13 protein-coding genes are annotated in these 20,298 nt (G+C 50.7%); all 13 read right to left on the reverse strand.

All coding sequences use genetic code 11. The features are described from left to right. The 13 genes from BUB13_RS04010 to BUB13_RS04070 all read right to left on the reverse strand — a co-directional run bounded on the left by BUB13_RS04010 (position 1) and on the right by BUB13_RS04070 (position 19,644). Positions 1 to 354 carry a hypothetical protein gene (locus BUB13_RS04010; RefSeq protein WP_139249304.1) on the reverse strand — a complete coding sequence of 118 codons (354 nt, stop codon included), beginning with the start codon at positions 352 to 354 and terminating at the stop codon, positions 1 to 3. 452 nt (positions 355 to 806) lie between these two features. After that, on the reverse strand, positions 807 to 3,758 hold the full coding sequence (locus BUB13_RS04015; protein WP_072905849.1) for a PKD domain-containing protein: 2,952 nt from the start codon (positions 3,756 to 3,758) through the stop codon (positions 807 to 809). Positions 3,759 to 3,806: 48 nt separating this feature from the next. After that, complete coding sequence (locus tag BUB13_RS04020) at positions 3,807 to 4,151, reverse strand: hypothetical protein (protein ID WP_072905851.1); 345 nt, start codon at positions 4,149 to 4,151, stop codon at positions 3,807 to 3,809. A 469-nt stretch (positions 4,152 to 4,620) separates the two neighbouring features. Continuing rightward, positions 4,621 to 7,644, reverse strand: a complete 3,024-nt coding sequence (locus BUB13_RS04025) for a PKD domain-containing protein (RefSeq protein ID WP_139249306.1) — start codon at positions 7,642 to 7,644, stop codon at positions 4,621 to 4,623. 18 nt (positions 7,645 to 7,662) lie between these two features. Further along, on the reverse strand, positions 7,663 to 8,007 hold the full coding sequence (locus BUB13_RS04030) for a hypothetical protein (protein ID WP_084091733.1): 345 nt from the start codon (positions 8,005 to 8,007) through the stop codon (positions 7,663 to 7,665). A 536-nt stretch (positions 8,008 to 8,543) separates the two neighbouring features. After that, positions 8,544 to 10,205: a cytochrome c3 family protein gene (locus BUB13_RS04035; RefSeq protein WP_072905858.1), complete on the reverse strand. Its 1,662-nt coding sequence runs from the start codon at positions 10,203 to 10,205 to the stop codon at positions 8,544 to 8,546. 11 nt (positions 10,206 to 10,216) lie between these two features. After that, positions 10,217 to 11,275: a 6-bladed beta-propeller gene (locus BUB13_RS04040; protein WP_072905860.1), complete on the reverse strand. Its 1,059-nt coding sequence runs from the start codon at positions 11,273 to 11,275 to the stop codon at positions 10,217 to 10,219. Positions 11,276 to 11,306: 31 nt separating this feature from the next. Next, complete coding sequence (locus tag BUB13_RS04045; RefSeq protein ID WP_072905862.1) at positions 11,307 to 13,385, reverse strand: hypothetical protein; 2,079 nt, start codon at positions 13,383 to 13,385, stop codon at positions 11,307 to 11,309. A gap of 38 nt (positions 13,386 to 13,423) precedes the next feature. After that, the gene (locus BUB13_RS04050; protein ID WP_244151830.1) at positions 13,424 to 14,062 is read right to left on the reverse strand and encodes a cytochrome c3 family protein; all 639 of its coding nucleotides are present in this window, start codon (positions 14,060 to 14,062) and stop codon (positions 13,424 to 13,426) included. Positions 14,063 to 14,112: 50 nt separating this feature from the next. Continuing rightward, on the reverse strand, positions 14,113 to 15,267 hold the full coding sequence (locus BUB13_RS04055; protein WP_072905864.1) for an NHL repeat-containing protein: 1,155 nt from the start codon (positions 15,265 to 15,267) through the stop codon (positions 14,113 to 14,115). Positions 15,268 to 15,525: 258 nt separating this feature from the next. After that, positions 15,526 to 16,248, reverse strand: a complete 723-nt coding sequence (locus tag BUB13_RS04060; RefSeq protein ID WP_072905866.1) for a cytochrome c3 family protein — start codon at positions 16,246 to 16,248, stop codon at positions 15,526 to 15,528. A gap of 493 nt (positions 16,249 to 16,741) precedes the next feature. Then, positions 16,742 to 18,094 (reverse strand): cytochrome c3 family protein, encoded by a 1,353-nt coding sequence (locus BUB13_RS04065; protein WP_072905868.1) that lies wholly within the window; start codon positions 18,092 to 18,094, stop codon positions 16,742 to 16,744. Beyond that, on the reverse strand, positions 18,094 to 19,644 hold the full coding sequence (locus BUB13_RS04070) for a sigma-54-dependent transcriptional regulator (protein WP_072905870.1): 1,551 nt from the start codon (positions 19,642 to 19,644) through the stop codon (positions 18,094 to 18,096). The genes BUB13_RS04065 and BUB13_RS04070 overlap by 1 nt, the downstream gene beginning before the upstream one ends. Positions 19,645 to 20,298 lie beyond the last annotated feature (654 nt).

Below are 20,298 nucleotides of genomic sequence, written 5' to 3' on the forward strand. Positions count from 1 at the left end.
TCACCACTTGCCGATATGGCCAGGACTCTGAACCCAGGATTTACCCTTGGTAGCAACACCAGCCTTGTACTTGTCCGGACTGTTCGGGTTGAAAGCCATCCAACCCTTCATTTCGTTGGTTCCGATCTGGGCATGGTAGGAATGCTTTTCGATCATTTCTGAATCGTGACAGAAATTACAGGTTTTCATCGAGCTGTAAGCGGTCGTAGCACCGGCAGCAGCTGCAATCGGAAATCCATTGTGATCAAGCAGCTGAACTTCCGGGTGGTCCATTGCAAAGGATGTACTTGTCAGGCCGGCCAAAACGGCCAGGCAGGACAGCACCGCCAGTTGCAAGCGATAACTTTTTTTCATTTTCATCATCTCCTTTTTTTCATTTCGAAACACGAACTGCAAAATTCCCACTCCTGATGAAATTTTCTTTCCTGTGTCTCCTTGTGGCAGGAGCTGCCTTCAAAACCGATCAGGTGTTGGGGCACATGACCGAAAGAAGTCAGCGATTTCATGCAAACGGTAAAGGGCTTAACTGCGTTGTAGCAGCAATTATGCCTATGTCCAGATTTCACGGTACTTTCCCGAACAGAATCCATAACCAGCTAAAAGAATAGGAGATTTTCGATATATAAATTTATTTCAACAGCAACATGTGCGAACAAAAATCTTACCATGAAAAAAATTCACTCACAAAAACTGGGGATACCCCCTGCTGCCCATTTCCTTTAGGGCAAATACCCAGACAAAAAAAACCGGGCCCGAAGGAAATCCTTCGGGCCCGGCGGTTAGGGTTTAGATTTTAAGACTGTCGATTAAGGTGCAATCGTCAGAATCTCACGCTTAATGTCTACGCGAGTGCTGCCGTTGTAGACGTAGACGGTCGTACGGTAGTTGTAGTTGCTACCGTCGAAGTACCGGCTAGAAGCACTGAAGTTATGCGGTACGCTTACCGAAGCGGCAGTGTCATAGACACGTTGACGGGCACCGTCACCCCAGATGATGTACAGCATGTCGTGAGCTGGCAGGTTGCTGAAGGTTACCGAGTTGTCCAGGCCAGACGGTGAGTCCACAGCGATGTCGGCAGCCGGAGCCGGTGCAGTCACCTGAACATCTTGAGAAACAGTGATCAGGTCGCCGTAAGTATCCACAACGCGGAGAGTAACAGTCCAGGTACCTATCTTGCTGAAGGTCTTGTCCACAACCGGACCATCCAGAATCCCCTCATTCACATCAGGAGTTTCAGGATCATCAGTGGTGTCGTTGCAGATCCAGCTGTAGCTGACACTGCCAGCATCGTCATTGGCTGTTTCATCAGCAGTCAACGTAACCGTACTACCAACTTCTACAGTAGCCGGAAGACCTACGATAATTGCTTCACCTGCTGCCGGCAGATCGGAGCTGTCGATGCTATCCAGGTAAGCAACCCAGCTGGCACGACCGGTGTGGGTCGAACCGTCGACAGCAGTCCAGGTTGCAGGCTGGTAAGCAGCGTGGCTCAGCTTGAAGGAAGCGGAGTTGTCTACGCCACCAGCCAGCTTGATTTCGTAACCAGGGTCAGCAGTAATAGTAATACCGGTTCCTGCGCCATCAGCAGTAACAGTGAACTCGAAATCAGAAGTGAAGGTACCGAGGCTGGCAAGCAGCTCAGTCACGTTGGCGACATCAGCAGCACCACCGCCAACACCAACGGCCTTGGAGCGAGTGGTCACAGTACCAGTAGCGATTTCACGCGCCTGGACTTTGAGCAACCAACCTTTTTCGAAACCAGTGAAGTCGATTGCGCCGGAAGAAGTGTAGCTCGGGGCGAAATCGGCGGTGGTCATGAAGCTTGCTTCGTACGCGTTCTCACTCTTCTGTACCGAGCGAGTGGTCAAACCGCCATTGCCGTTGTCGACGTTGGAGATCTGGATCGCGATCGACCGCTTGGCGAACTTGTCAAACTGGTTCGGGTGCCAGTCGGTCGGCTGGGAGAAACCGTTAACCTTGGTGAACGGTACACGCTGGCTGGTCGACGCACCGTAGTTCATGACGGTCGGGCCAGTGGTGTCAACAAAGCCGTTGTAGAAGTTAGAAGCGGAGCTGTGACAATCAGTACAGGTGTCAACGTTGTCATCAGCAGGGTCAAGCGGGTTGTTACCGGCACCGGAACCCCATGCGTACTGAGCCGGGGAAACAGCGTGCTGGTTGGCGAAGTTAACGTGGAAGATCGAGAACTTGATCTTGGCGGTACCGGCAGCAACACCGGCCTTGTTTTCAATGTAAGTAGCCAGAGCACCCAGGCGTGTTGCGAAGTCGGCCTGAGTTACGTTGCCATGGGTATCGTAGGAAATCGCATTCCACCCATTAACTGCGTTCACGGCCAGAACGTCGGTCATCAGCAGGGCGTCCATACCATGCGGACGGCCGTCGAAGTTGGCATCGAGTGCCGGGGTGTCGTTCTTGTCGCGGTAGAACATGGTGGCCGACGGCTGAACAGCGCGCAGCTTGCCTTTGAACCACTGCAGCGAGGTCTGGTCGGTCATGTCAGGCTTGGTCACGTAGGTGTTCTCGTGATCGGTCAGGCGACCGTCATGGTCGGCGCCGGTGGCGTCGATCATCGGAGCACCGGTGTTACCCCAGGCGTAGGAATCGATCTTACGGCTGTGACAGGTGGAGCAGTGCATCATGTCGATGTGGCTGACCTTGGCATTACCGTCCATGGTGTTGGCACCCTGGGCGACAACAGCGTTCAGACCAGCAGCTTCGTGAGCAGCAGTCGGGTTCGGTGCGCCGTAAGCCTGGCCACCTTCAGTTCCGGTGACGTGACAGTCGACACAGTCCTTGAACTGAACGTTATCGTTCTTGTTGTACAGGCCGCTGTACTGAGCGTACATGCCTTTAGCCGGATCATGGCCGAGAGAACCGAGGCCCTGGGCGACGTAGTTCTCAGCCAGGCTGGTCGGATCGGAGCCAACCCAAGACGGCGGAGTATCGGTATCACGCTCGTGACAGCCCATGCAGCCGAGGTTGTAGTGGACTTCGTAAGCGAAGTCGTACTGACCTTCCGGTGCCCAGTGATCGCCACGCTTCTTCCAGTCAACCGAGAACTCGTTCATGTGACAGAATGCACAGTTGTTGGCATCAGGCACTGCAGCGATATTCTCGTCCATCCAGGTGCCGGACAGCTGCAGGTTGCTGCCGTTATCAGGTACGTTGTCGTAAACGACAGTGGTACCGAAATTTGCGGTACCGTAGGCAGCACCGTTATCGGATGCGAAACCGGCACCGATAGCAGCCAGAGAACCCAGTTTACCGGTACGCAGCTGGTGACGACGCTCAACATAGTCGTAGCCAGGCAGGTGACACATCAGACAGTCCATCTCCATGACGCCGGCCTGGGCGTAATCGATGTACTGAGCTTCAGTCTTGTTGCCATCACCGTCAACATCGTAGTTGTCGATGAAGTAGTTGAAAGCTGTGTAGTTTGCAGCAGTGATCGGAGCAGCAACACCAGCAGTCCCGCCGAAACCGACGACACCGGTGGTGGCCAGGTCGACCAGCGGAGTGCGCTTGGTCATGTCAGGATGCGGAATATATTCCATGGCGCCGCCACCGACGTGACACTCACCACAATCCATGATGTTACCGGCAACCGACAGGTCAACCTTCTTGATGAATTCAGCTTCTGTGCCGTAATCGAACGGAACGGCCTGCTCACCGGAAACGGTATCGAGCAGCGAGTTCACGACATCATATTTACCTTCAGCAGCGTTGTAAGCAGTCATTCCGCCATTCCCTTTGAACATACGCGCCAACTGGCGCCCGGAAGGCGGTCACCACTTGCCGACGTGACCAGGACTCTGGACCCAGGACTTGCCCTTAGTGGCGACGCCACTGAGGTATTTGTCAGTTGGATGATCCGGGTTGTAAGGGTTGAAACCCTTCAGTTCGTTGGAACCGATCAGGGCGTGATAGGAATGTTGTTCAATAGAATCGTAATCGTGGCAGCCGCCACAGGTTTGCTTCGGGCTGTAGGCAGCATCACCACCTACTGGAATTGCGGTACCGCTGGCGTCTTTCAATGTGACGTTCGGGTGCGCAAAAGCAACGCCGGCCATCCCCAGCAGAACCGCCAGGCACGCCATCAGCGCTATATGCACTCTGTATTGTTTTTTCATTTTCATTGTCTCCTTGTTTTTCATTTTAAAAACAAACTTGTTACTTACTCCCTCGTCTAACCAACTCTCTCGTTTCAACGTACTCCTTGTGGCAGGGGCCTCTTCTATTTCCGTAACAGTGTTGGGGCACTTAACGGGTCAGGAATCGGCAAGTCGAACAGCAACATAGAAAAGAGCTTGGCTAGGGGTATAGCAGCAACTATGCCCAAGCACCCCTATCGTCAAACTTTTATAATTTCGTATCGATAAGGTTTTGAAATAAATGATTTTTTAAGAGTGAAGTGATAGGGGAAAGATGTTAGACAGAAATTACAAACCACCAATAACAAATCTGGTCAAATTTAAATACTGAGGGTTATCCCCCACCCTGCCCAAAACTTGCTGGGCAAATACCCAGACAGAAAAAAAACCGGGCCCGAAAGAAATCCTTCGAGCCCGGCGGCTAGGGTTTAGGTTTTTAGACTACCGATTAAGGTGCGATAAACAAGTATTCGCGGTTGATGTCTACGCGGGCTCCGCCGTTGTAAACATAAACTGTCGACAGATACCTGTAATCAGTACCATTGAAGTAACGACTGGATGTGCTGAAGGTATGGTCAACATCTACGCTGGCCGGAGAACCGGTCGGGTAGACTTTCTGACGTGAACCATCACCCCAGATGATATACAGCATGGTGTAGGATGCCGGCAGGTTGCTGAAGCGCACTGTGTTCCCGGTACCAGCTGGAGCAGCCGGAAGAACAAGAGCGATGTCAGCAGCCGGTGCCGGTGCTGTCACCTGAACAACTTGAGAAACAGTGATCAGATCGCCGTAAGCATCAACAACGCGGAGAGTAACAGTCCAGGTACCAATCTTGCTGAAGGTCTTGTCCACAACCGGACCATCCAGAATCCCCTCATTCACATCAGGAGTTTCAGGATCATCAGTGGTGTCGTTGCAGATCCAGCTGTAGCTGACACTGCCAGCATCGTCATTGGCTGTTTCATCAGCAGTCAACGTAACCGTACTACCAACTTCTACAGTAGCCGGAAGACCTACGATAATTGCTTCACCAGCTGCCGGTAGAGCCTTTGGCTCGTTCAGGTAAGCAACCCAGTCAGCACGACCGTTGAAGGTACGACCATCAACAGCAGTCCACGGGGTGTTCTTGTAAGCTGCGTGGGTGAGACCGAAGCTCGCTGCGTTACCAGCACGCAGACGGATCAGATTACCGCCAGTGCCAGTCACCTTGATGCCGTCGCCGGCAGTGTTAGCAGTAATGGTGAAGCCGAAAGTTCCGTCGGTCATGTTGGTGCCGAGGTTAGCGAGCAGGCCAGCAACGTCAGCGATGTCGGTGGAAACCATCTTCAGGCGCTCGGTCCCGTCGTTCACTTGAACGATCAACTGCCAACCTTTTTCGAAACCACTGAAGTCGATGGTTCCGCCTTCATATTCGGCTGCGTAGTCAGCAGCACCCATGAAGGTGGTTTCGTACATGATCTCGGCACGATCAACCGGGCGAGTAGTCAGGCTGTCTGCGACACCGTCACCGGTATCCAGGATTCCATCAGTCGTATCAGCAATACCATCACCATCACTGTCAACATTGATGATTTCATCCGTCACTGGGGTATCGTAAGGAACGTTAGAAATCTGGATAGCGATCGTCCGGGCAGCGAACTTGTCGAAGGTGTTCGGATGCCAGTCAGACGCTTGCGAGAAGCCGTTGACCTTGGTGAACGGCACACGTTGGCTGGTGCTCGGACCATAGACCATCATGTTGTTGTCACCAGCAGTGTTGATACTTCCGTTCCAGAACTCTGCACCAGCATCATGACAGTCGGTACAACCGTTGACACCGAAAGCCATGTTGGCCGGGGAAACGGCATGCTGGTTCATGAAGTTAACATGGAAGATCGAGAACTTGGTCTTGGCAGTACCAGCAGCAACGCCAGCCTTGGTATCGATGTAGGAGTTGAAAGCAGTAATACGCTCTGCAAAATCAGCCGGAGTGATATTTCCATGATGATCTTCGGTAATCGAAGCCCAACCGTTGTCTTCGTTAACAGCCAGGACATCGGTCATCAGCAGGGAATCCATACCATGCGGACGATCGTCGAAGTTGGCATCAACACCACCCAGAGTATTCGGGAAGTCGTTCTTGTCGCGCCAGAACATAGTGGCCGACGGGGAGATGCGACGCAACTTGCCCTTGAACCAACCCAGGCCAGTGTTATCGGTCATGTCTTCTTTAAGAACGTAATCGTTCTCGTGATCGGTCAAACGACCTTCTTCATCTTTACCGGTTGCGTCGATCAGCGGGTTACCAGTGTTACCCCAGTCATAAGAGTTGGCTTTACGGCTGTGACATGCTGAGCAGTGCATGAAGTCGATGTGGCTTGCCTTGGCAACGCCGTCAGCAGTCGGGCCTTGGGCAACAACAGCGGTCAGGCCAGCAGCAGCGTGAGCAGCAGCCGGATTAGGTGCACCGTAAGACTGGCCGGCTGTTCCGTTGCTGTGACAATCGACGCAGTCTTTGAACTGGACGTTGTCGTTCATGTTGAACAGACCACTGTACTGTGCGTACATACCCTTTGCCGGGTCGTGACCGAGAGAACCTGCAGCCATCGGCGAGTAATTTTCGGCCAAGCTGGTAGCGTCTTGACCTTGCCAGGACAGTTGCTCAGCAGCATCACGCTGGTGACAGCCCATGCAGCCGAGGTTGTAGTGAACTTCGTATTGGAAGTCAACCTGGCCGTCAGGTGCCCAGTGGTCGCCACGCTTCTTCCAGTCAACCGAGAACTCGTTGAAGTGACAGAATGCGCAGTTGGTGGAATCAGGTACACCAGCAACGTTCTCATCCATCCAGGTTCCAGACAGTTGCAAGTTGGTACCACTGGCATCGAGCTGACTTTCATCGTAAACAACAGTGGTACCGAAGTCGGCGGCACCGAAAGCCGCGCCATTATCAGTCGCTAAACCAGCACCGATAGCCGGCAGGGTGCCCAGTTTACCGGTACGCATCTGGTGACGACGCTCTACGTAATCATAACCAGGCAGGTGACAGAGGAAGCAGTCCATTTCCATAACGCCGGCTTGGGCATAATCCATGTACTGAGCTTCAGCGGTATCGCCGTCGCCATCAACATCATAGGTGTCGATGAAGTAGTTAAAAGCAGTGTAGCTTGCAGAAGTGATAGGAGCACCAGCAACGGTCCCACCAAAACCAGGAACGTTAGTCGTAGCCATTTCATCCAGGCGGATACGTGCATTCAGATCGGTGTTAGGAATATATTCCATGGCACCGCCACCAACGTGACACTCAGCGCAGTCCATGAGCTGACCGGCGACCGACAGGTCTACCTTTTTCACAAAGTCAGCTTCTGTACCGTAGTTGAAAGGAACACAGTCCAGACCGGTGGTCGGGTCGTTCACCGAGTTCACTTCGTTAAATTTACCTGCGGCAGCATCGTAAGAAGAAGTACCGGAAGCACCATTAAAAAGTCTCGCCAACTGGCGACCGGAAGGCGGTCACCACTTGCCTACGTGACCAGGGGTCTGAACCCAGGACTTACCTTTGGCAGCAACGCCAGCCTTGTACTTGTCAGGGCTGTTCGGGTTATAAGCCATCCACCCCTTCAGCTCGTTGGAACCGAGCAGGGCATGGTAGGAGTGTTGTTCGATACTGTCGTAATCGTGGCAACCGCCACAGGTTTGCTTGGGGCTGTAAGCAGCGTCGCTACCAACAGCAATAGGTTGATTGCCCACATCTTTCAGGGTGACAGGTGGGTGGGCTGCAAATGTAACGCCGGCCATACCCAGCAGAATCGCCAGGCAGGTCATCAGCGCTATATGCACTTTGTAATGTTTTTTCATTCCCATGTTCTCCTTGTTTTCATTTGAAGAAAAATTTCTCAACTACCTCTCTCGTCAAACCAATCTCTTCGTCAGAAAACCTCCTCGTGGCAGGCGCCTGAACCTGTTTTGTCTTTGTGTTGGGGCACATAACCAAACAGAGCAGGCAAGACAACTCGTGCAAAATAGAAAAGAGCGATACTATCCCCCATAGCAGCGAGTGTGCCCGTCAAACAAACAACCCTTAAAAACCGAGAAACAAGGGGACATAAACCACTAAAGTCGCCGAGCTTTTTCAAGCTATTAAAAATATTAAATGCATTATTTACGAGGGTTTTTCTTGGTTATAATTGTTGCTTTTCGAGTGTACAAATCTGGGGATACCCCCAACCTCTCCTCGTACATTTGGGTGTTATCACCTACTTACCCCCAAAGAATGTTGGGCAATACCCCAACTATCCCAAAATGGGTTGAGCAATACAGGATTTTCTTCTGGCAGGAATGGCAGAAAGTGCCCGGAAGAAGAATAAACTCCCGGGCACAACAAGAGAAAGCCGCTAGTGGGACCGCGGATTCATTTGATGACAGCTTACGGTACAGCTTCCGGTTACAGAATCATAAACAGCTGTTGAGGGGTCGACAAAGCGGCTATCGAAATTGATAAGGTGGGCATTGGCAGATACTGTCGCGCCTCGGGTTACTGGCACGCCATGCGGATCATGGCAAACAGAGCAAGAAACCCCTTTCATCTGGACATGCAACCTGTGGCCATTATGAAAGGTCGAAATCATTGGATTAAACAACGCATCCGGATCATGACAGCGGAAGCATAGATCGTAATTAGAAACACTGTAAGTCAGCGGATAGATGTCCTGCTCGTAACGCGCGATCAGAATGTGCGGATAGATCGAACCGTGCGGGCCATCTGCGCCGATCCCACCGGCACGAGTACTGCTGTCACTGCCATGGCAATCGGTGCAGTAAATCTGGCTGGCTTCTGTATATTCAGGGCGTAGGCTGGGAACATTGAGGTTCTTCCCGACTGCCGTTACCGGATGAAATGAGGGGTTGGCACTGTCAAAACGCAGCCGCTCATTCTGCTCCTGGATAAGTCGTGTCGGCAGCTGGTTGCCGTAGAAGGCATTTTCAGCATGGCAACCGAAGCAAATTTCGTATTCATAAGTTGATTCGGTTAAAACAGCACCTGTGGAACTGATCCCTTTTACACCGGTCAATCGACCGTTAACATCGGGCGGTGACGCCAGCGGTGCTCCCTGGCTGCTGACCTGGTGCGGGTTGTGGCAATCGGAGCATTCGACATGCTTGCTCATGGTCAGCGGGTTTTCAGTGATATCGTGAACTCCAGTCGCCAAGTTGACCGGGTGGCTGTAAAACTTGTTGCTGTCGGTCTGGATATCAATACCCACTCCAACACTGTTGTGACAATTTGCCAGGCAATTCGCTTCCTCAACAGAGCTCTGCAGCAGATGTTTTGCGCCCGGCGCACCATGGCTCTGGTGACAGCTTAAACAAGCATCAACTGAAACAGCAGGATCGGTGGCATGAGATCCGAGCGCCCATCCTGTTTTGTCATGGCAGGAAATGCAAAGGGCAGAGCCCGCGTTACTCATCACCAGGAACATGCCATGGGGATCATCATGCGGGTCGTGACAGCTGGTACACTGCAGCATATTTCCATCTTCAAGCCGGATTTCCTGCGGTAGCAGCGCTGGATCGAGTAGCTCACCTTTCTGTGCAGCCAGAGTCGAGGTATAAGCAAAAGAGATCGGGTGGTCATTCGACAGGTCGGTTTCCAGGTTAGTCGAACCGATCGGCATAGTGGTAATTCCGCCGGTCATGGCGATCGGCTCAACCAGGCCATCGAGCATACCGATAGCGATGGTACCGTCATGGCAGCTCAGGCAAAGACGTGAACCACCAGTCGGTTGGCCCGGTTGGGCCACCAGGGATGACGAAGCATAAAGATCGTAAATGGCGTTGCTATTCTTGCGACTCCAGAGCGGTGTCACCGAGGTTGCGTGGTGAGGCGTGTGGCAGAAGATACAGACTCGATTTTCCGTCGTCGCAGTGATTGTTCCCGGGCCACTGACCGACAGATTATGCTTTGTGGTCAGGATGCTCGCGAAAACACCAGAAGCACAAATCAAAACCAGCAGACAGCTCAGCAGTAAATGCAGGGAAACCCTGAAAAACTTCATAAAATGCACCCCTATCTGGAACAGTCGTGATTCATTGTGCAGTTAACATGCCGGAAAACCTGGATACGCCGGTTGTAAGTATCGGTCACGTAGATGTAGCCTCTGCGGTCAGCAAAAATTCCGGAAGGCATCCAGAACTGTCCCGACCGGTGGCCGTTATCACCAAAACTCATCAGGAGTTTGCCTTTGGCATCGAAAATCTGCACCGCATCAAACAGGGCATCGGCCACATAAATATGTCCGGCCGGATCGACGGTCACCCCCTTCGGCTTGGCAAAGCTGCCAGGGGTATCACCCGGCTGGCCGAAACTACCGATATAACCGCCCTCAACCGAAAACATCTGGATCCTGGCATTCAAGGCATCGGTCACGTAGATCTGGCCGTTCATATCGACCCAGATGTCGGTCGGGTAATTGAACTGCCCTTCCCCGGTTCCGCGACTGCCGATGCGCAATTTCTCAACCCCGTTCCGGTCGAAAGCAACGACCTGGTGAGCGGCGGTGTCAGTGACAAACAACAACTTTGTGCACCAGCTATAGGCGATACCGGTCGGTCGCTGCAGTCGATAGGGCATTAACGGCTGCAGAGTTTTTTCACGCAGGTTATAGCGCAACACCGTTCCCTGGCTGGAATCGGTGATAAAAAGCTCGTCATTGCCGACGTAAGCCATCGCAATCGGGGTCTGCAGGGGAACATCTTCGGTTCCTGAAATAAAACTGTAGCTGCCGTCCTCCCTCCCGACGACATGCACGCGGGAAGCACCGGTATCGGCAATGAAAAGGCGATCGCCATAATCGGTTGCGACACCGTAGGGGCGAACAATCTCCGCAATCTGCGGGCCGATAAAAAACTCTTTGACCCGGCCCCAAAAACCTTTTTCAGTCTCATCCTGCAGTTGAGCAATATTGCGCACCCACTCGATTCTTGGTTCCAGTGGTGCCGGTGGCCAGACGATTTTTTCTTCGACTAGTAGTTTTGGTTCGACTGAGTGTTTAGCACAGCCCAGCAGCCCCAAAAACATGGAAACCAGTATTACAAGCAGAAAAAATCGAGCGTATTTAAAAAACATTTTACCCCTTCCCTGATCGACAGACACCGGGTTAGAAATAGCGCCGCAACTGCAAAGATAACGAATCTTCTCTAGAAATCGTATCTTCGTAGAAGCCAAAGGTCATGTCAGCGTTGAAGGAAAACTCAAATTTATACCAGCGGTAGTCGAAGGAAGCACCAAAAGAGAGATCGTCCTGCCTTGTTTCACCGCGGAGGTCAATGAACTGAACCCCAAAGGACGCCTTAGCCGCAGCCCCCAAAGGCTTTCGATAATTGACATTCAGCATAAAAGTATTGCTATCCCTTGAACCTCTTGCCGACGACGACAAACGTTCTTTTTGACTGATAACGCTGTAGCGCTCTGTCAATCTAACCGTCAAGAGGTTGCGCCCGATGGCTTTCAGATAGCTGAGATACGCTTCAGCTGTTCGATCAGTGCTGAGTATAGTATCAAGATAGAGATATTTGAATCCATAGGATGCCTCGGAATGGCTCCCTTCGAAGCCGACTTGCACAAAGGTCTGCTGTGACAGTGGTGACGTGCTGTCGTCACCATCTATAAGGTCTTGGTCGCCGAGAATGAGGGTTCCATATATACGATAGCGCTGCTTAAACAAACCAAGAACAGCAGAAATGGTGTGTGTTTCAGTGGAATATTCGATCGACTCGTTAGTGACATAGTTGTAATCAACCAGATAGTCAAAAGTTCCGTAAAAAGCTACTGTAGCGGGATCAATACTGATTTGAGTCTGGTTGCCTGCAGGGCTGATGGAAAAATCGCCAGCGACGAGTTCATCCCCCCTGATGCCACCTCCGAGGTCGACAAAGACTCGAACACTGTTTGGCTCAACATCATTCGAGATCACATTGGTGTTGCTCAGGTAACCGATGCCCAAAACATCAACCCTAACTCCTTCATCGAAGACCTGAATGACATTGTCATCCAAATTTCGATCGTTTTCACCATAGCCGTAACCATAGCTCAAGGTTATGTTGCTTTCACGCGGAAGGCGCTTATTATAAGCAACACTCGTTTGAGAACGAAACTGTTGATTTATACCTGTCAAATACTCAGTTTCGCTTGATGAGTAAGAAGCACGAGTAGTCAAACTATCGTATAAACGGTGTTCAGCCCATCCTTGGTAGCTCCTCTCCTTTCGCTCCTGCTGAGGTACGGTATTTTTTCTATAATCATAGCCGGCACCAACACTTAACCCTTCACCGAGTTGTAATTCAATATTTTCGCTCCAATTCTCTGATCTACTTTCAGAGCTACCACTGCTATTGCGCAGACCATAACTGGAATTCAATGTATTCTTACGTTTCCCCCCCCCCCAACTCAGAATATTATCGATACCCAAATCGTACAATTCTGTCGAAATCTCTTCACGATCGCTTGCCTCAAAGCTAATATCCACACGACTGACTTTAGCCCGCAGGTTGGTCGTACTGATTTCCCACCAGTTCAGCTTGGAGTCAAACACCAGCTCATCAGACTCTTGTAAACGATCAAGACTTAATCCGCTGGTTTCATTTGTAAAAAATCGGTACCCCAAATTGAAAGGAAATATTTCTTGTCGAGCTGAAAGACTTACACCGAAATTTTGAGAGGTCAGCTGATAATTATCGGCAAAAGGTGCATTAATCCACTGCTGGACTCTACTGGCGTCCAGATTGACTGGGTAGGGGCGCCGCTCAAACAGCACCATATCAAACAAAAACTCCAGCCCAAAACCGATATCATGATCATTGGGATCACTACCAGTGCGATCGTAGCTAAACACCTCATTAGTGCCAACATCTAACTCTAATCTACCATTTGCGAGTCGACGGCTAAGAATCGCGTAATCAATACCGATATGATATTCCTGCTCAAACTCATGATCACGAGCCGAACGATTTTCCCTCCCATCGCTATTGGTTTTACTACCTGAGTATTGGTAACTGACATCAATCCATTGTTGCAGGTTCGACAACTGAAAGATAACCTGCCGCCTGGCGGCATGCCCACAAGTGGGGACAAACATCTGCACAAGAACATTAAAAACAAAAAACATGCACAACAAACCGTAAAACCTGGCTTGTAGCAAATTTTTCTGTAAACTTTTCGTCCTCTGCAGAATGAACATACCTAACGCGGGATCCGTTTGAAGAGTGTGGCTTAAATCTATTTCAGAAAATAGCGCGCATCGCCGGAATGCGGATCATGACACTCACCGCAGCTGATCTCTTTGGTAACAAAGCGATCATGCATGGCTGCTGCCAGACGGTCTTCCTGATGGCAGGTTGCGCAAATGGTATCAGGATCTTCTTTCAGCAACGCTTTATGGTTGGAACTGTGCGGCAAATGACAGGCAAGGCAGTCGCCGACCGCAACAGGGCCGTGAACGTTCAGACCGGTGATGAAATTTGTATGACAGACACCGCAGAGCTCACGTTTCGGAGCAATCAGGCCATCGTTGACGTCTTTATTACTTGAGTGGCAATCATTACAGGCTTTTTCGGCATAGGGCTTGTGCGAGGAACGATCGTCATTGACCACTTCCCCTTTTTCGTTGAGTATTTTCCCGGATGCTTCATAGGCCTGCCGCTGTTCGTAATATTCATCACATAATCGCTCCGGCTGCGGCAACTCGGGAACACCATCGAAAACCGTTGTCAGCACTTTGTGACGAGCAACAGAATCACAACCGGCAAGGGCCAGCAGAGCACAAGCAATAAACAGCAGAAGCAGGCGTCGTCGTAGCTGACGAGCCTGCTCCAAACGGCATAAAATTTTTTCTTGATGAAAGCCTGTATCTAGCACTAAAAGCTCCCTCTTCCGAGCAGTCATTGCATCCCGATGAAAGGTTACTCTTACTGATTTTCCTTCTTGCGCTGTGCCCGGCTTTCATCTGCCTTCTTCAGCATTTCCTGGGATTCTTTGTAGTACCCTTCGTAATCAAAACTTCTCTTTTTACCCAAACCATAAATATTGACCCGGTGACGACCAACCTGGCTGACGACCATCACCACTTGCTCGAGTTCGAAATCGGGAGCAGCCATCTGCTGGAAGGTTGCCAAATCGTCATCACTGACGACGATACCCGCAGGCAGATTCAAAGAACCAACTGGAAATCCGGGGTCGCCGAAGAACATCAACAAACGTCCATCTTTATCAAACAGTTGTACGTTCTGATGAGCCGAATCGACAGCGTAAATGCGCCCATCACTGTCGCTTGCGATTCCTTTAGGACGACCGAACTGGCCGAAGCCATCTCCCATCTTTCCGATAGTGCCGATGGCATGACCATCACGGTCAAGTTGGACAATGACACCTGTGGTGATATTGGTCACATAAAACTGTCCGCGTTCGTTTAATGTCATATTCGTCGGCAAGGAAAGGTTCTCTTTGGGATTATCACTGTCCTGCCCCAATCCCTCAACCAGTTCACCCGACTCTCTCTTGAAGACGAGAATCTTACTGCGTGAAAGATCCAAAGCATAAACATGGCGATCATCAACGGCAACATCGACCGGCTTCAGATCGTAAGCCTCGCCGTAAACTCTGAGAAAATTTCCATCCGGATCAAACATGACAATTTTTTTGCGGATGGTATCGGCAACATAAAGGTTGCCCTGATTGTCGGTGGTCATATTGATCGGCTTTTTCAGCTTGCCAGGACCAAACCCGCCTTTCAACCACTGGAAGGTCTTCTGCTTAACATTGATAACCGCCACTTTCCCGGCCAAGGTATCAGAGACATAGATTTTTTCACCATGGCTGGCAATGCCGTAAGGTTTGATAAAGAATTTAACATCGTCGCCTTTGCTGGGATCCATGGATATAAGAGAATACTCGGTCTCAGACCCCTCAACATCACGAGAATCACCGATCCCCATCAAGAATTGGACACGGGGCGGGTTAGGTGCCGGAGGGAAGAAAACTGGGTCATGCTGTTTGGTCGCTTTCGGTGCGCAACCGGCCAACAGCAAAACAATGATTACGAAAAATGCAAAAGTGAACCGCATCAATACTTCTCCAATAACTTTTAATTTTAAGCGACAATTTCCGCTTCTAGGTTATCGTTCTTTTTCTGCCTTGGGCAGGTCAGTTAAAACATAAGCAAAATTAGCACTTAATAATAAGCAATCGTCAAATTCAACGCAAGTTAAAAGCCTGCTCCTGTCCAATTAACATTTTTTGAAAATTTTTATTCGTTAAAAGCGCTTGTTAGAAAAAAAGGCCGCCGGAATCCGGCGGCCTTTAGATTGGTCCTGCAACTAAAATTATTTAGCGTGGCAGGTGGTGCAGAATTCGGAATCTTCCTGCAGGCCATAGAGGAACCAAGCCTCGTTAACAGTCGGGCCATTGTGAACGTCGTGGCAGGTTGCACAAGTCATGATGCTACCTTCATAAAGAACGTCAGCCACTTGAGCACCACCTGAGAATGTTGACGTAGCGGGATTAATCTCGTCATCAGCGCTCGCGACATTAAGATAGTTAAAACCGATCGGATGGTCGTTAGTCAGGTCACCGTTCAGGCCAACACCGATCTCAAGGAAAGCATCCCCTTCGACCATGAGTGCAGTACCTGGATCACCGTAATATGCGTCGATCGCAACAGCGCCGTCATGGCACCCCATACAGAGACGGGAAGGGCCAGCGACAGGATCAGGGAATCCAAAGTCATCCAATGCCATTTCGCTATAGCCGTCAAAAGTAGCACTGTCATACTCAACAAACACTTCAGATGTAACAGTCCGGCTCCAGAGAGGCATGTAATCGGCATCCAGGTCCTCAACAGCGTGGTGAGGGGTGTGGCAGTATGCACAAACACGCTCGAACTGATCACGGGCACCACCGTTAGCTTCAGCATAACCGCGCATATCGTGCTTGGAATCAACAATACCAGTACCAGGAGCCAGGCCAGCAATCGAAGCGCCAGCAATACCAAAAGTCAGGGCTAAACCAACAAAACATGCAACCAACAGATTTTTTTTCGTTTTCATTTTTACTTCCTCCAGATTTTGTTTTCATTTTGTTGCGGCAGAATTTTTGTTACTTACAAACGTGCTCTTTCTTTTGGCTCTTTTCTCCCGTTTGCATTCCCGGAAAGACACTTCATCTTTCCATCCTTGACCTACAGGACAACGCCCTTCCCCAAAAGGTTGCCATCCCGGTGTTTCTTGCCTAGGGTATTGAGCAACGATGGTGCCAGCCCTGAAAAAAACCTGAAAAACTAATAAACTTATTGATAACCAGCTGTTTTCACTGAATTTAAAATTGACCAATCGGCAATCAGGGGAGCAACAACAAGATTAGCAAAAGCCAACCATGCTGGACTCATCGGGTATTTACCCTGTCGCCAATCTGGCTCTGGGGATATGCCCACGGCAGATCACCAACATGGGCAACGGCGTACTAACAGGAAAATGAATCGGTGGGGACAAAAAACGGGGAGCCGATTGGCTCCCCGCTGAAATTTAACCGGGATATTTCTTTTTATTCCGCGTACTCGACCGGCACTTCCCGATCGTATTCGTAGGTTCGGTGACAGCCGGGCGAGCAGCTTCCTCCGGTTTCCGTCTTACTGAAACGGGTCGGCACACGCCAGCTGCCGAACTCGGCCCCTTCACCGCTCATCAGCTTTTCTGCATCTGATGCATGGGCCTCGTGGCAGGCACGGCAGGTGCGCCCCTTGTACTTGTTAGTAACATGCACATAATGCAGGTTCTGCTTTCCGTTGCGGAAGCTGGTATAAATGCTGGTATCGGGAAAACGAAGCATGTTCTTGTCGTGACACTCCAAGCAGAAATCGTAGCTGTCCTTGGTGTACGGCTGGTAGAAACCCTGCGGGTAATTTCCCCTTAGCAGGCGGAAATAATCGGAGCCATGCGGATCGTGGCAGTTGCTGCACTTACCGTCGCGCAACGGTCCGTGCAGAATCGGCTTATCTTTTATCTCCTTGGCAATATTTTTAAGCGGCTTCGATTTGCTGAAATCATCCTGGCCATGACAATCAAGACAGGTATCCCGCTCCGACGATTTGAGCAGCGCTGGGAATTCCGAGAAATGAGTTGTGTGACAGGCGCCACATTTCTCATCACGATAGAGAGCAGCATGCTTGACTTTCGCTTTTGTCGCATTCCTACTGACCCGCTTATGGCATTCCAGGCAGAGAGACTCCAGATCCTTCTGCAGCAGGCCAATAGCCGGCGCACTATGCGGATCGTGACAGGAAGTACACTCGGACTCCCGTACAGCGGAATGAACATGCTGAGCATTGGCCAACCCTTCGGCCATATCAGCATGACAGCGGGTACAATTCTTCTGCAGGGGCTGCTTCAGCAACTTTGCCTGATTCGCCTGGTGAGGATCGTGGCACTCGACACAAGCGCCACTGGCAGCCGGGCCATGAACGAATTCACCACTGAAAGCTGCAGCATCATGGCATTGAGTACAAACCTCCATCAAATCATGATCGGCGTTCAGCAGAAATTTGCCCTTTTCACCGCCGTGCGGATTATGACAGGAGGTGCATTCGCCTTCTTTAACCGGGCTGTGAACGAACAGTTGCCGACCGTAAGAGTCGTGGCACTGGTAGCAAAGCTTGGCACCTTCAGCAACCAGTTCAAAACTCTGGCCCTCAGCTGCCGGGTGCTGTTCCTGAACCTGCTGATGACAGGATTCGCACTCACCCTCGGCAACCGGGGAATGGGAATTTGCCAGCCCGATGTATTCAGCGTGACAATCAGCCGTGGAACAGGTTTGCGCCGAAGCAGCAGAGGCTGCTGATGTTACCACCAGCAGCCCCAGAAGAAGACTTTTGCACAAGACTTTACTGTGAAAACTCATCATGCGTATCCGTTCTTTGCTTGAGTTTCCCGCGGCTCATGCGATCTGGCCCGGCGGGATGAAATCGGTTCCAATTCATCTATACCCGATTTCTTCTCATTCGCGGAATCTTTTTTCGGCGGCCAATCTTCCAGACCAAACTTTTTACGCCGATAACGCAGGGTATCGAAAGAGATGCCGAGGCACTTGGCGGCCTTGGTCTGGTTGCCGTTGTAACGACCGAGCGCCTGCTGAATGTACTGCTTTTCAATCTCCTCGATGCTGATGCCCTCCGGCGGCAGGACTACGGCGACGTGACCATCTTCAGTGCGTGCTGGCTCAGCTGGCTCAGTTGCAGCAGCAGTCGGCCCTGCAACCTGCTCGGCGCACTTACCACGTGATTCCAGGCAGAAGCACGCAGGTGACAGTTCCGCTCCCTGCTCCAGCATCATTGCCCGCTCGATGGCGTTGCGCAGCTCACGGACATTACCGGGCCAGTCGTAGGCCATAACGGTTTCAAGCGCACCTTCACTGATCCCTTTGATCGTACGGCCATACTCATCGTTCAACCGCTCAATAAAATAATTGACGATACTCGGAATACACTGTTTGCGGTCGCGCAGCGGAACCAGGTTGAGCGACATCATATTGAGGCGGTAGTAAAGATCACCACGGAAGGTACCATCTTCAACCATTTTCAGCAGATTCTGATTGGTCGCGGCAACGATTCGCACATCGACCTCGACATCATCCTTGCCGCCGAGACGGCGCAGCTTTTTGGTCTCGATGACTTTAAGTATTTTCGCCTGGGTCGCTAGCGGCATATCGCCGATTTCATCAAGGAACAGCGTGCCGCCTTCGGCCTGCTCGAAAACACCCTGCTCACGGTTACCGGCATCGGTGTACGCGCCACGCTCGTGGCCGAAGAATTCATTTTCAAAAAGATTTTCCGGAATCGACGCACAGTTGACGTCGATAAATGGCGAGTCGCTGCGAGCGCTCTGCTTGTGGATTGCCCGTGCCACGAGTTCTTTACCAGTCCCGCTTTCACCTAGGATCAGAACCGTTTTACAGTCGGACGCGGAACAAACGCCGATCATCTTGAACAGCTCGATCATCTCCGGTGAAGTGCCGACCAGTTGGTCATAATCGAATTTCTTACGCAGTTGCTTGTGGAAGGTATTGGCGCGCTTGACCAGCTTGCGCTTCTCAAAGGCTCGCTGAACCACTTCCTCAACGGCATCGAGATTGAAAGGTTTGCCGATATAGTCTTCAGCGCCGAGCTTGAAAGCCCTGAAAACAGATTCGGACAAAGCCTCTGCAGTGATCATCAGCACCAGCAGGTCTTCATCCAGCGCCTTGAACTCACGGAGCAGATCCAGCCCGTCGACATCCGGCAGACAGATGTCGAGAATCGCCATGTCCGGGTTGAAGCTCTCGAACTTTTCCCTGGCCTCACTGCCAGAGTTGGCTGTATCAACTTCGTAGCCAGCCCGCTCAAGCATTTTAGACAGAGACCAACAGATCAAACTCTCATCGTCTACAACCAGAACTCTGTTGCGACTTTTCATTTTACGCCCCCGTAAGATTTTGGTGGACAACAACTTCCCAGCCAGGTCTAACGTTTGCTTCCATTTTCTTGCAGAGTTGCTTCTACTCGTCAGCAGAAGCTGTAACAGGATGTGGGCCCAAATGACTTGGGTGGCAAACCCACAACCTGTTCTTAATAACTATGCAACAAGCAAAAGATTGTTGATTAAAACAGTATGCTTCCAGATTAATTTCAGAACCTGTTAGAAATCAAGTGGTTCCTCTTGCCTGCTGGAATAAAATTACACAGACAAAACAGCCCCAAGAAGTAAAATATTCTGATAGGCCCATAAGATAATTTGATAACCTGCCCTTACTCATTAAGCATTTTTCAGCCTCCAAAATTCGTGATATGACACCCTTGTCTTGGCCAAAAAACAATTAACGTAAACCAATAAAAAGCAAATTGTTTGGTTAGCTTGTAAATCAATTCGTATCACAAAGGAGAGAAAAGCAACCAGATCGGGTTAAAGCTCAGTCGGGCAGGGCTTTTAGAAAAAGATGACAACTCATGTTACTATCTGCCAGCTACAAAAATGAGCCACAATCAGCAAGTCAGTGTTTTGCCAGACTTCGGGCGTCATATAGCAGAGCGCTAGGTTTTGAAGAATTTCTCGAGAATCAAATTTTCTTTT

Origin of the sequence: Malonomonas rubra DSM 5091, from assembly GCF_900142125.1 — a bacterium.
Lineage (GTDB): Bacteria > Desulfobacterota > Desulfuromonadia > Desulfuromonadales > Geopsychrobacteraceae > Malonomonas > Malonomonas rubra.